At 75.7% G+C, this 12,128-nt stretch carries 10 protein-coding genes and 1 pseudogene; 7 read left to right on the top strand and 4 right to left on the bottom strand.

What is annotated here, in order from left to right; all coding sequences use genetic code 11:
• Positions 1 to 132: 132 nt before the first annotated feature.
• The 3 genes from ACPC54_RS34710 to ACPC54_RS34720 form a co-directional block, all read right to left on the bottom strand.
• Entirely contained in the window at positions 133 to 1,500 is a 1,368-nt protein-coding gene (locus ACPC54_RS34710) for a TolB family protein (protein ID WP_498970450.1), read from the bottom strand.
• Between the two features lie 174 nt (positions 1,501 to 1,674).
• The gene (locus ACPC54_RS34715; RefSeq protein WP_498970451.1) at positions 1,675 to 2,445 is read right to left on the bottom strand and encodes a lysophospholipid acyltransferase family protein; all 771 of its coding nucleotides are present in this window, start codon (positions 2,443 to 2,445) and stop codon (positions 1,675 to 1,677) included.
• A 291-nt stretch (positions 2,446 to 2,736) separates the two neighbouring features.
• Positions 2,737 to 3,162, bottom strand: coding sequence for a DUF4395 domain-containing protein (locus ACPC54_RS34720; RefSeq protein WP_498970452.1), 426 nt, complete (start codon positions 3,160 to 3,162; stop codon positions 2,737 to 2,739).
• A gap of 226 nt (positions 3,163 to 3,388) precedes the next feature.
• Here ACPC54_RS34720 and ACPC54_RS34725 point away from each other — a divergent pair, with 226 nt between their 5' ends.
• From ACPC54_RS34725 to ACPC54_RS34745, 5 genes are all read left to right on the top strand, one after another.
• Complete coding sequence (locus tag ACPC54_RS34725; protein WP_498970453.1) at positions 3,389 to 3,799, top strand: thioredoxin family protein; 411 nt, start codon at positions 3,389 to 3,391, stop codon at positions 3,797 to 3,799.
• 271 nt (positions 3,800 to 4,070) lie between these two features.
• Positions 4,071 to 4,856, top strand: a complete 786-nt coding sequence (locus ACPC54_RS34730) for an electron transfer flavoprotein subunit beta/FixA family protein (protein WP_369182496.1) — start codon at positions 4,071 to 4,073, stop codon at positions 4,854 to 4,856.
• A gap of 45 nt (positions 4,857 to 4,901) precedes the next feature.
• Complete coding sequence (locus ACPC54_RS34735; RefSeq protein ID WP_498970454.1) at positions 4,902 to 5,864, top strand: electron transfer flavoprotein subunit alpha/FixB family protein; 963 nt, start codon at positions 4,902 to 4,904, stop codon at positions 5,862 to 5,864.
• A 224-nt stretch (positions 5,865 to 6,088) separates the two neighbouring features.
• Positions 6,089 to 7,504, top strand: coding sequence for an acyl-CoA synthetase (locus tag ACPC54_RS34740; protein ID WP_498970455.1), 1,416 nt, complete (start codon positions 6,089 to 6,091; stop codon positions 7,502 to 7,504).
• 268 nt (positions 7,505 to 7,772) lie between these two features.
• The gene (locus tag ACPC54_RS34745; RefSeq protein WP_498970456.1) at positions 7,773 to 8,639 is read left to right on the top strand and encodes a C40 family peptidase; all 867 of its coding nucleotides are present in this window, start codon (positions 7,773 to 7,775) and stop codon (positions 8,637 to 8,639) included.
• 72 nt (positions 8,640 to 8,711) lie between these two features.
• Here the strand turns inward: ACPC54_RS34745 and ACPC54_RS34750 are convergent, their stop codons facing one another.
• The gene (locus ACPC54_RS34750) at positions 8,712 to 9,629 is read right to left on the bottom strand and encodes a PfkB family carbohydrate kinase (RefSeq protein ID WP_498970457.1); all 918 of its coding nucleotides are present in this window, start codon (positions 9,627 to 9,629) and stop codon (positions 8,712 to 8,714) included.
• Positions 9,630 to 10,005: 376 nt separating this feature from the next.
• On the opposite strand from ACPC54_RS34750, the gene ACPC54_RS34755 reads away from it, so the two are divergent.
• On the top strand, positions 10,006 to 11,073 hold the full coding sequence (locus ACPC54_RS34755; protein ID WP_498970458.1) for an NUDIX hydrolase: 1,068 nt from the start codon (positions 10,006 to 10,008) through the stop codon (positions 11,071 to 11,073).
• A 136-nt stretch (positions 11,074 to 11,209) separates the two neighbouring features.
• Positions 11,210 to 11,818 (top strand): annotated as a pseudogene (locus ACPC54_RS34760) (DUF4184 family protein); the annotation flags it as partial.
• Between the last annotated feature and the right edge of the window lie 310 nt (positions 11,819 to 12,128).

Genomic DNA, 12,128 nt, shown 5'->3' on the forward strand with positions numbered 1-12,128 from the left:
CGCCGATGGTACTGCAGGGGGGACCCTGTGGGAGAGTAGGACGCCGCCGAACAATTCTTCAGAGAAACCCCCATCCGGATTCCGGATGGGGGTTTCTCGCGTTTCCGATGAGGTCGGTCGATTGGCCTCGGATCACTGGTCGCTGTCGTCGAGCTGGGCGTCCTCGGTGTCCGGCTGCCCCTGGGCCCGGGCCGGCGCCTGGGCGGATGGCTGAGCGGACGGCCCGCCGGATGGCTGTGCGGAAGCGGCCGCAGAAGAAGCAGGGGGAGAAGCAGACGGAGAAGCCCCGGGGGACGACTGCGAGACGGCCTGGACCGCGGCCGTCGCCGTCCCCCAGGCCGGTCGGCTGAGCCACTTGTCCCCGTTGTTGGTCAGCCGGGCGACGCCCGTGCCGTCCGGCCGCATGGTGTAGAAGTCGGCGCCGGTGCCCGCGGCGGCCTGGGCGAAGACGATCGACTTGCCGTCCGGCGCGAAGGCGGCGGTCCCGTAGGCGGCGTCGGACGGTGCCGGGGTGAGCGCGCCGATGGCGGTGCCGTCCGGGTGGACGGTGTAGATGCCGCCGCCGGGGGCGTTGTCGGGGCCGGCCGGGTAGGTGGTGAAGAGGATCTGTGTGCCGTCCGGGGACCAGCTGGCCCGTTCGCCGGCGCGCAGTTCCCAGGGGGTGAGCTGGCGCAGGCCGGTGCCGTCCGCGCCGACGACGTAGACGGCCCGGCTGTTGGCGGGCTGGCCGGTGGCGCTGGTGCGGTACTCGAAGGTGAGCTGCTTGCCGTCCGGGGACCAGCTGGGGTTGCTGACGGTGCCGGAGTACGGCTTGTCGTTGGTGAGGAAGGTGAGCCGTTGGACCTCGGTGCCGTCCGGGCGCATCAGGTAGAGGTCGGAGTACTGGATCCGGGCGGGGGTGGCCTGGTCGAGGGCGCCCCAGGTGCGGCTGAAGGCGAGTTGCTTGCCGTCCGGGGAGTAGGCGGGGGCGCGCTCGTCCTCGTTGGCGCAGTCGATGGCGCCGCCGTCGCAGAGCTGGCCGATCTGGTGGGCGGCGTCGCCGGTGGCGGAGACGGTCCAGAGCCGGGCGGTGCCGGTCTGCGGGTCGGTGCGGTCGAAGGCGATGGTGCTGCCGTCCGGGGACCAGTCCGGGCGGTCGTCGCGGCCGCGGTCGGGGGGCTGGGTGAGCTGGCGCTGGCCGGTGCCGTCCGGGGCGAGGGTGACGAGGGCGCTGGTGCTGCGGGCCGGGTCCACGAAGGCGCTGCCGACGATCTGGCCGTTGTGCCCGGCGGCGGGGTTCGCGGCCGCGGCGCCGACGACGCCGGGGCTCGGGGTGGCGGGTGTCGGCTCGGGGGTGGCGGTGGGGGACTCCGGCCGGATCTCGGACAGTGGGATGTCCCCGGGCTCGGCTCCGCAGCCGGTGAGCAGGGCGCCCAGAAGCAGAAGGCCCGCACCGGCGCTTGCGCGGGTGCGGGCTCTGCTGGTTCCCGGGGACTGCCGTGTGCCGGTGATCCGTGTCATCTCCGTCTTCGACCTTTCCGACCGCTGCGACGTGGTGCCTCGTTCCCGACCGGGGGCGGGGCCTCGGAAAGGGAGCTGTCACTGTGTCAGAAGCGGGGTGTCGGCGGCCGGGCGACACGCTACGGAACGGGTCCGCTCGGTCGCACGGAGTAGAGGGGAGGGAGGGGCGGTCGGTCAGCCCCGGGCGGCGCGGCGCTCGGCCTTGGCGACGGCCTCCGCCTCGTCCTCGGCTTCGGCGACCTCCAGGGTGGGCGCGGTGCCGCCGAGGTGGGCGGGCAGCCACCAGCTGTCGTCCGGGCCGGCCGGCTTGCCGGGGTACTCGCGCTGGGCCTGGTCGAGCATCGCGCTCATGGCGGCGCGGAGCTTTCTGGTGACCATGACGGGCTTGTCGTCCGGGCCGAGGCCGATCGGTTCGCCGATCATGATCGTCACCGGGACGTGCCGCTTGGTCAGGGTCTTCGGACGGCCCTTGGTCCAGAGCTGCTGGGTGCCCCAGAGGACGACGGGCAGCAGCGGGGCGCCGGAGTCGGCGGCCATCCGGGCGGCGCCGGTCTTGAACTTCTTCAGCATGAACGAGCGGCTGATGGTCGCCTCGGGGAACACCCCGACGACCTCGCCGGCCTTGAGGGCGCGTACGGCGGCCTCGTAGGCGGGCTGCCCGTCGGTGCGGTCGACCGGGATGTGCTTCATGCCGCGCATCAGCGGGCCGGAGATGCGGTGCTTGAAGACGTCGTCCTTGGCCATGAAGCGCGTCTTGCGCTTTCCGCCGCGGTAGGCGCCGAGGCCGGCGAAAAGGAAGTCCAGGTAGCTGATGTGGTTGCTGACCAGGACGGCCCCGCCCTTGGCGGGAATGTGCTCGGCACCCACGATCTTGACCCGTACGTCGAGCGCACGGAAGGCGGTGAGGGCGGCGCCGATCACCGGCGGGTAGACGAACTCTGCCACGGTCAGTCCTGACTTCCACGGGCCGGGGCCCGGTTCGGCGGGGTGCCCGCGCCCGGGCGCGGGGGCCGACCGGAGCACGGCACGCCGCGGCGGTCACGGGTGATACCTGGAGATGATCCCCCGAATGAGTGCCCGCTGTCACCTGAGGCGTGCGGCGGACCGGATTTTCCCGGTGTGATCTCCGTGATGGGCCCGAACGGGAACTCTCCGCTCTTCCGACGTGTGCGGACCGCCCTGCGCCCGCCCGTCGCCCGCCCGTCGCCCGTCCGTCCCGAGCCGGGGACGGTCGGGTCAGGCGCCGGTGCCGAGGCGGCTGCGGGTGTGCCGGACGATCGGGTAGATCTCGCAGCCGACGCAGTAGCCGAAGGCGGCGCTGAGGAAGGCCGCGGCCAGCGCGAACGAGGCGGTCAGCAGGCCCAGCCACGGCACCCCGGTGAAGAAGCCGAGCGCCCCGATGGCGGTGAAGACCAGCCCGACGCCCTGGGCGAAGCGCAGCGGCCGGTCGTCGGCGGTCGCGGTCGGCGGCGCCAGGCGGGGGAGGACGAGGGCGTGGACGAGCCGGACGTACGGAGAGCGCTGCGGGCCGCCGAGGACGCCGAGGGTGAAGACGAGCGTCTGGGCGGCGAGCAGCAGGCCGCTGCCGGTGACCAGGGCGACGGTCAGGACGACGGAGGTGATCGCGGCGGCGAGGCGGGGTCCGCGGGGATCGATCTGCACGGGGGCTCCGGGAGGGTCGCGTCGGGCGGCAGCGGCAGTCGTGGCCTGGTGGTGGGGCCGGTCAGCGACGGCGGGAGGTGGTCGCACGTCCGTGGTCGACCACGCGACGGGAGGTCAGCAGTCGTGCTGGGGCGCGCTCGGAGTCCATCGGGCGATGGTACGGGTGCCCGGTGTCGGCGGTCGACCACCCTTTCGTGGGCGGCGGGCGATGCCGCAGACTGGAGGGATGCCCGGACGCGCGGTGAGTGCCGCCGTCCCGGCGGCGACCGTGTTCGGGCTGCTGCCGGCCGGGCGCGACGGGAGGACGAGGGTGCGGACCAGAGACGGTGCGGTGCGGCTGTCGGAGGCGGAGCTGGGCGGGGCGCTCGGCGCGCGGGCGACGCTGGTGCAGTTCTCGTCCGCGTTCTGCCAGCCTTGCCGGGCGACCCGCCGGGTGCTCGACGAGGTGGCCGGCATGGTCGACGGCGTCGCCCACGTCGAGGTGGACGCCGAGGCGCACCTGGAACTGGTCCGCCGGCTGGAGGTCCTGCGCACGCCGACCGTGCTGGTGCTGGACGCGGACGGCCGGGTGGTGCGCCGGGCGGCCGGGCTGCCGCGCAAGGCGGACGTGATCGCGGCGCTCGGCGAGGCGCTCTGACCGGGGGCGGGCGAGGAATCTCCCGGCGGTTGGACGGCCCTGCGGGGTGGAGTCGGGGTCGGCTGGGGCAGGATGGGCGCAGGGTGCGGCGGTGCGGGCTGCCCGGCGTAAGCTACTGGCCAGTAGTGACCACTGAGCTACTGGCGAGTATGCTGCCAGGAAGTTCCGGACCGGCACGGGAAAACCGCTGCCCGGAGCGGGTGCGTGCCGAGTTCGCGCCCCGCTTGCACAGCCGCAGCCGCCGGACGAGACCAGTACAGGAGACAAGGCCGTGAGCTTGAGGATCGTTGTCTGTGTGAAGTACGTGCCGGACGCGACGGGTGACCGTCGTTTCTCGGACGACCACACCACCGACCGGGAGGGTGTGGACGGCCTCCTGTCGGAGCTGGACGAGTACGGCGTGGAGCAGGCGCTGCGGATCGCGGAGGCGAACGAGGGCGCCGAGGTGACGGTGCTGACGGTCGGTCCGGACGACGCGAAGGACGCGCTGCGCAAGGCGCTGTCGATGGGTGCGGACAAGGCCGTGCACGTGAACGACGACGACATCCACGGCACGGACGTGATCGGGACGTCGGCGATCCTGGCGAAGGCGCTGGAGAAGACCGGTTTCGACCTGGTGATCGGTGGCATGGCGTCGACAGACGGTTCGATGGGTGTGCTGCCGGCGCTGCTGGCGGAGCGTCTGGGTGTGCCGCAGGTGACGCTGCTGTCCGAGGTGTCGGTCGAGGGCGGCGTGGTCAAGGGCCGTCGTGACGGTGACGCGGCGACCGAACTGGTCGAGGCCGCGCTGCCGGCCGTGGTCTCGGTGACGGACCAGTCGGGCGAGGCCCGCTACCCGTCGTTCAAGGGGATCATGGCGGCGAAGAAGAAGCCGGTGCAGTCGCTGGACCTGGACGACCTGGGCATCGAGGCGGACGAGGTCGGCCTGGCGGGTTCGTGGACGGCGGTCGAGTCGGTGGCGGCGCGTCCGGCGCGCACCGCGGGCACGGTCGTCAAGGACGAGGGCGAGGGCGGCAAGCAGCTCGCCGCCTTCCTCGCCGACCAGAAGTTCATCTAGTCCCACCGCCCCGCGCATCCAACGATCGATCAGGAGCAACGAATCATGGCTGAGATCCTGGTTCTGGTGGACCACGCCGACGGTGCGGTCCGCAAGCCGGCCCTGGAGCTGCTGACCCTGGCCCGCCGCATCGGTGAGCCGTCCGCCGTCGTGCTCGGCGCCGGTGCCGCGGCCGCCGACATCGCCGCGAAGGCCGGCGAGTACGGCGCCGCCAAGGTGTACGTCGTCGACGGCGCCGAGTTCGCCGACCAGCTGGTCGTCCCCAAGGTGGACGCCCTGGCCCAGATCGCCAGGACCGCCGCCCCGGCCGCCGTGCTGGTGACCTCCTCGGGCGAGGGCAAGGAGGTCGCCGCCCGCGTCGCGCTGCGGATCGGCTCCGGCCTCATCACCGACGCCGTCGACCTGGAGGCCGGCGACGGCGGTCCGGTCGCCACCCAGTCGGTGTTCGCCGCGTCCTTCCAGGTGAAGTCCAAGGTCACCAAGGGCGCGCCGGTCATCACCGTGAAGCCGAACTCGGCCGCCCCGGAGGCCGCTCCGGCCGCCGGCGTCGTCGAGAACGTGTCGGTCGAGTTCACCGGCAACGCCGCCAAGGTCACCTCGCGCACCCCGCGCGTCTCGACCGGCCGCCCCGAGCTGACCGAGGCCGCGATCGTGGTCTCCGGCGGCCGCGGCGTCGGTGCCGCCGAGGGCTTCGGCGTCGTCGAGGAGCTCGCGGACGTGCTGGGCGGTGCGGTCGGTGCCTCGCGCGCCGCCGTGGACGCCGGCTGGTACCCGCACACCAGCCAGGTCGGCCAGACCGGCAAGCAGGTCTCCCCGCAGCTCTACATCGCGGCGGGCATCTCCGGCGCGATCCAGCACCGGGCCGGCATGCAGACCTCGAAGACCATCGTGGCCGTCAACAAGGACCCCGAGGCCCCGATCTTCGAGCTGGTCGACTACGGCGTGGTCGGCGACCTGTTCGCCGTGCTGCCGCAGCTGACCGCCGAGGTCAAGGCCCGCAAGGCCTGATCCTCCGCAGGGCCCCCCGTACGGCCCGAGGCCCGTACGGCACGCGAAGGGCGCGGCACCCGGTACTCCGGGGCCGCGCCCTTCGGCGTCGGCCGCTGCCCGCCGCCGCCCGGCGTTCCCGGCGCCCCGGGCCCCTTCCCGGTGATCGGGTGCGCGGGGCCCGCCCCGTAGAGTCGGCGCGACAGCGTGAGGCGACGGCGAGGACGAGGGGCGAGGACGGAAGCATGGCACTGCTGACGGCACTTCAGGGCGGGTTCGGCGACACGGCGGACGCGCTGCGGATCGACGGGCGGGCGCTCTCCCGCGAGGAACTCCTGGGCGCGGCGACCGCCGTCGCGGACCGGGCGGCCGGCGCGCCCGCGCTCGCCGTGCTCGCCCGGCCCACCGTCGAGACCGTCGTCGCCGTGGTCGGCGGTCTGCTGGCCGGCGTCCCCGTGGTGCCGCTGCCGCCGGACTCCGGCCCCAAGGAGCGCGAGCACATCCTGCGCGACTCGGGCGCGGCGCTGCTCGCGCACGCCGTCGGCGAGGACGTGCCGGAGGGCGTGCCGGGGCTGCCGGTCGACCCGGCCGAGCGCTCCACGACCAGCCACCCCGAACCGGCCGACGACTCGACCGGCTTCGTGCTCTACACCTCCGGCACCACCGGCGCGCCCAAGGGCGCGGTGATCCGCCGCGCGGCGATCGCCGCCGACCTGGACGCCCTCGCCGCGGCCTGGCAGTGGACCGCCGAGGACACCCTCGTCCACGGCCTGCCGCTGTTCCACGTGCACGGGCTGCTGCTCGGCGTGCTCGGCGCGCTGCGCACGGGCAGCCGCCTGGTGCACACCGGGCGGCCCACCCCGGCCGGCTACGCGGCGGCGGGCGGCAGCCTGTACTTCGGCGTGCCGACCGTCTGGTCCCGGCTGGCCGCCGACCCCGAGGCGGCCGGGCGGCTGGCCTCCGCCCGGCTGCTGGTCTCCGGCAGCGCGCCGCTGCCCGTCCCGGTGTTCGAGAAGCTGGCGGCGCTCACCGGGCACGCGCCGATCGAGCGCTACGGCATGACGGAGTCGCTGATCACCGTCAGCACCCGGGCGGACGGCGAGCGGCGCCCCGGCAGCGTCGGCCTGCCGGTGGACGGCGTGCGCACCCGGCTGGTCGGCGAGGACGGCGCGCCCGTGCCGTACGACGGGGAGAGCGTCGGCGAGCTGCAGGTCGCCGGGCCGACGCTGTTCAGCGGCTACCTCAACCGGCCGGACGCGGACGCCGAGGCGTGGACGGCGGACGGCTGGTTCCGCACCGGGGACGTCGCGGTGATCGGCCCGGACGGCTTCCACCGGATCGTCGGCCGCGCCTCCGTCGACCTGATCAAGAGCGGCGGCTACCGGATCGGCGCCGGCGAGGTCGAGGCCGCGCTGCGCGACCACCCGGCGGTCGCCGACGCGGCCGTGGTCGGCGCTCCCGACGAGGACCTCGGGCAGGCGATCGTCGCCTACGTCGTCCCGGACGGCGCCGTGACGGGGGACCAGCTGACGGCCTTCGTGGCGCAGCGGTTGTCGGTGCACAAGCGGCCGCGCCGCGTCGTCCTGGTGCCCGAACTGCCCCGCAACGCCCTGGGGAAGGTGCTGAAGAAGCAGCTGCTCGCGGAGCACGGCGGCCGCTGACGGAGGGTCGCCGGACGCCGCCCGGTGACGGGTGTTCACCCTGATGCACCGTTGGTGCCCGCCCTGGCGCTCCGTCGCCCGGGAACCCTCCATTGGCTCACTCCACTGCGCGCTGTGAGCGGACGCGTGCCTAACGTGACACGCAGGCAGAGCCGGACTCTGCCGAGCCGGACGCCCCGGCACCTGCCGGGGCGTACCGCGTGTCCGCAGCAGTTTCCGCAGCCGCCCAACGGCGGCGGCGGTCCGCAGCAGTGAGGAAGTCAGCAGGATGACCACCGTCAACACCGGCGCACCGGATGCCGCCGACGAGCCGACCGGGCAGCACGCCGTCCCGGCCCCCGCCCGCACCGCCCGCCCGTCCCGGGCCGCGAGACTCCGTCGCGGGATAGGCATGGTGGCCGTGATCGCGGCCGGCGCGAGCGTGATCGGGCTCGGCACGAGCGTGAGCCCCGCGGCCGCCGAGACGGCCCCCGCGCACGCCGGCTGGGACGGCTCGCGGTACTGGTTCAAGAACAGCCAGGGGCAGTGGCGCTGGACCACCCACTACAGCGTGTACGTGGCGCGCACCGGCGGCGGGACGGCGGCGTCCTCCTCCGCCGCCCGGTCGAGCGGCGGGATCAAGCAGGGCTGGGACGGCTCCCGGTACTGGTTCAAGAACGCCAAGGGCGAGTGGCGCTGGACCACCCACTACGACGTGTACCTGGCGCGCACCGGGGGCGGCTCGTCCTCCTCTTCCTCGTCCTCCGGCTCGTCCGACTCGGTGGCCGCCGACCGGGACGTCGAGACGGCCGTGGAGTACGCGCTCGCGCAGCTCGGCAAGCCGTTCGTGACGGCGGGCAACGGGCCGAACGGGTACGACTGCTCGGGTCTGGTGCAGCAGTCCTTCCGGCGCGGCGGCATCGACCTGCCGCGGGTCGCGAACGACCAGTACGCGGCGACCACGCCGATCAAGGCCAGTCAGCTGCGCCGCGGCGACCTGCTGTTCTGGTCGCCGGACGGCACCGCGCGCGGCATCCAGCACGTGGCGATCTACCTCGGCGACAACCGCTACGTCGAGGCGGCGCGGCCGGGGACGCTGGTGCGGACCTCGGGGATCAGCAGCGGCTACTACCCGACCTTCATGGGCCGGCCGTAGCCGGTCCGGCCGAGCGCGCGTCAGGGGTGTCCGCGCCCCTGACGCGCGCTCCGCGCTGTGCCGGACGGGGCGTCAGAGGTCGGCCGGGCGGGGGAGGGCGCCGCGGGCGCCGAGGGCGGTGACGGCGAACGCCCCGGCGGCGACGGCGGTGGCGGCCGCCTCGGGCAGCGCGGCGCCACGGGCGAGCCCGGCGGCGAGGGCGCCGCAGAAGACGTCCCCCGCGCCGGTGGTGTCGACGACCCGGACGGCGGGGGCGGGCAGCCGGGTCAGCCGCCCCCCGGCCGCGACCAGGGCGCCGTCGCCGCCGAGGGTGACCACCGCGCCCTCGGTGCGGTCGGCGAGCGCGCGGGCGGCCCCGGTGACGTCCCCGGCACCGGTGAGCTGCTGGGCCTCGACGGCGTTCACGACCAGCAGCGGGCGGCGGCCGGCCGGGCCGGTGTCGGGCAGCGCGCCGGCCGGGGCGGCGTTGTGCAGCCACCGGGTGCTCCGGCCGGCGGAGTCGGGCGCCGGCAGCGCGGCGGCGGCCGCGCGGACGCACGCGGCGGGCACCTCGTTGCTGGTGAGGACCACGTCGACCGGCAGCAGGCGCAGCCGGGCCAGGGCGGCGGCGACCTCGGCGGGCGTGAGGTGGGCGTTGGCACCGGGGACGACGACGATGCTGTTCTCGCCCTGCGGGTCGACCATGACGACGGCCTGTCCGGTGGGCGCGTCCGGATGCGTGAGCACGGCGCCCGTCTCGACCTGCGCGCCGTGCAGATCGGCGAGCGCCGCCCGGCCGTCCTCGTCGCGCCCGACCTTGCCGACCAGGTGCGTCGCCGCGCCCAGCCGGGCGGCCGCCACCGCCTGGTTGGCGCCCTTGCCGCCGAAGCCCCGGTCGGCGCCGGCGGCGAGCACCGTCTCGCCGGGGGAGGGGAGCACGGGGCAGCGGAGGATGCGGTCGGTGTTGACCGACCCGATGACGACGACGCGACCGGCGGGGAGCAGCTTCATCGTTCCTTCGTAGGCGCTGGGGCACGGGCGGCGCAAGGCGGCCCGGACGCCGGACGGGCGGGATCGTGGGGCGCGGGCGGGGCGCGAAGGGCGTACGGGCGGGGCGCGCGCGGAAACCGACCCGCCCGAGGTGCTGTGCGTGAGCCGTGGGGGAGGGGTGCAACTTTGATGCGGACCGGTCTACATATTTCCCCGTAGGCCGTCCCACCTGGGCACATGCCCCTGTCAAGGGGCGCGTGGGCGCGCGGCGGAGGGCGTGTCGCTCAGGCATGGGGAGCGGCGTGGCGCGGGTACCACCACGGGTGGCACCGGTCCGGGTGGACGGGCCGCCGCCCGGTGCGAACGGCACCGGGGCGAGTCGAAAGCAGGGGGCATTGTGATCGTCTGGGTCAACGGCACATTCGGGGCGGGCAAGACCAGTGCCTGTCGCGAGCTGGTGGAACTGCTGCCCGGGAGCGTGCTCTTCGATCCCGAGCAGGTGGGCTTCGGCCTGCGCCGGATGCTCCCGGCGGACCGGCTGGCGACGGTGTCCGACTTCCAGGACCTGCCGGCCTGGCGCCGGCTCGTCCCCGAGACGGCGGCGGCGCTGCTCGGCGAGGTCGCGGGGCCGCTGGTGGTTCCGATGACGCTGCTCAGAGAGGACTACCGGGACGAGATCTTCGGCGACCTCGCCTCGCACGGCATCGCGGTGCACCACTTCGTGCTGGACCCAGAAGAAACGATCCTGCGCGAGCGCATCGCGCGCCGCGAGGAGTGCCCGGGCGACCCGGCGGCCAGCGAGCGGGTCCGCCGCTGGTGCCTCGACCACCTCCCCCGCTACCGGGCCGCCCGCCGCTGGCTGGTCGAGGACGCCCGGATGATCGACACCGGCGCGCTCACCCCGCGCGAGACCGCCCAGCGGATCGCCGAGCTCATCCGGGTCGGCGCCGCCCGCTGCCCGATCGTCCAGGCCCCGGACCCGACCGGCGACACCGTCGCCTCCGCCGTCCTCCTCTTCGACGAGGAGGACCGGGTGCTCCTCGTCGACCCGGTCTACAAGCCCGACTGGGACTTCCCCGGCGGCGTCGTCGAACGCGGTGAGGCGCCCACCGACGCCGCCCTGCGGGAGACCGCCGAGGAGCTCGGCCTGCGGCTCGACCCGACCGCGCTGCGCCTGCTCGCCGTCGACTGGGAGCCGCGCACCGGCCCCCGCCGGGGCGGGCTTCGGCTCGTCTACGACGGCGGGCTGCTCGACGCGCAGGGGCGGCAGAGCGTGCTGCTCCAGGCCGAGGAGCTGCGGGGCTGGCGCTTCGTCACCCTGGACGAGGCCGCCGAGCTGCTGCCGCCCAGCCGCTACCGGCGGCTCGCGGCCGCGCTGGACGCGCGGCGGTGCGGGGAGCTGCGGTACCTGGAGGCGGGCTCCCGGGTCGCGATGGGGCTGGCGAGCGCGGCGGACGCGGCGTGACGGGCTGAGGCGGGGGCGGGGCGGAGGGTTCGCGGGCGGGGCGTACCGGGCGGGGCGTACCGGGCGGGGCGGCGCGGGGCGGCCGCGGGCCGGCGCTCGGAGGGTGCTCGGCCGGGGCGTGCGGGAGGATGGGCGCATGCCCTTCACGCTCAGCCACCCCGCCGCCGTCCTGCCCCTGCTGCGTGCCGCCGGGCGGCGCGGGCCGCTGGTGGCCTCGGCGCTGGTCGCCGGGTCGATGGCGCCGGACGTGCCGTTCTTCGCGGAGTCGCTGCTGCCCGGGGTGTACGGCCTCGGCGGGCTGACGCACCGCTGGTGGGCGGTGCCGACGCTGGACGTGGCGGTGGCCGGCGCGCTGGTGGCCGGCTGGCACGGGCTGGTGCGGGCGCCGCTGGTCGGGCTGCTGCCCGAGCGGTGGGCGGGCGGCGCCGAGGCGCTGACGGCCCGGCGGGCCGGCGGTGGCGGCGGGGGTGAGGACTCGCGCGGTGTGCCGGGCGGCGGCCGCCGGGGTGCGGGCGCGGCCTGGTTCGCGGCCTCGGCGGCGATCGGCGCGGCCACCCACGTCGGCTGGGACGCGTTCACCCACAGCGGCCGGCTGGGGGTGCGGCTGCTGCCCGTCCTGGACCGGACGGTGGCCGGGGTGCCGCTCTACGAGGCGGCGCAGTACGGGAGTTCGGCGCTCGCGCTGGCCGCGATGGGCGGCTGGGCGGCGCGCGCGGTGCGGGCCGTGGAGCCGGTGCAGCCGGCCGTGCGGCCCTCGCCCCCGGTCCGCCGGGCGGCCGTCGCGGCGCTGGGCGCGGCGACGGCCGCCGGGGTGCTGCACCGGATCGGCCCGCTGCGGCGGAACCTGGTCCCCGAGGTGTGCTTCGGTGCCGGGGCCGGGCTCGCGGTGGGCGCGGTCGGCTGGGCCGTGGTGGCGGCGGGGGCCCCCCCCGGGGGGGGGGGGGGGGCGGGGGCGGGGGCGGCGCCCCCCCCCCCCGGGCCCGGGGGCGGGGCGGGGGGGGGGGGGGGGGGGGGGGGCGGGGGGGGGGGGGCCCGCCCGCGGGTGGGGGGGGGGG

The organism is Kitasatospora sp. NPDC094028, from assembly GCF_049543595.1.
Classification (GTDB): domain Bacteria; phylum Actinomycetota; class Actinomycetes; order Streptomycetales; family Streptomycetaceae; genus Kitasatospora.

Excerpts from the sequence above, each read along its gene's own strand:
- ACPC54_RS34710 (WP_498970450.1), bottom strand. The coding sequence starts at position 1,500 with ATGACACGGATCACCGGCACACGGCAGTCCCCGGGAACCAGCAGAGCC.
- ACPC54_RS34725 (WP_498970453.1), top strand. The coding sequence starts at position 3,389 with ATGCCCGGACGCGCGGTGAGTGCCGCCGTCCCGGCGGCGACCGTGTTC.
- ACPC54_RS34735 (WP_498970454.1), top strand. The coding sequence starts at position 4,902 with ATGGCTGAGATCCTGGTTCTGGTGGACCACGCCGACGGTGCGGTCCGC.
- ACPC54_RS34740 (WP_498970455.1), top strand. The coding sequence starts at position 6,089 with ATGGCACTGCTGACGGCACTTCAGGGCGGGTTCGGCGACACGGCGGAC.
- ACPC54_RS34745 (WP_498970456.1), top strand. The coding sequence starts at position 7,773 with ATGACCACCGTCAACACCGGCGCACCGGATGCCGCCGACGAGCCGACC.
- ACPC54_RS34750 (WP_498970457.1), bottom strand. The coding sequence starts at position 9,629 with ATGAAGCTGCTCCCCGCCGGTCGCGTCGTCGTCATCGGGTCGGTCAAC.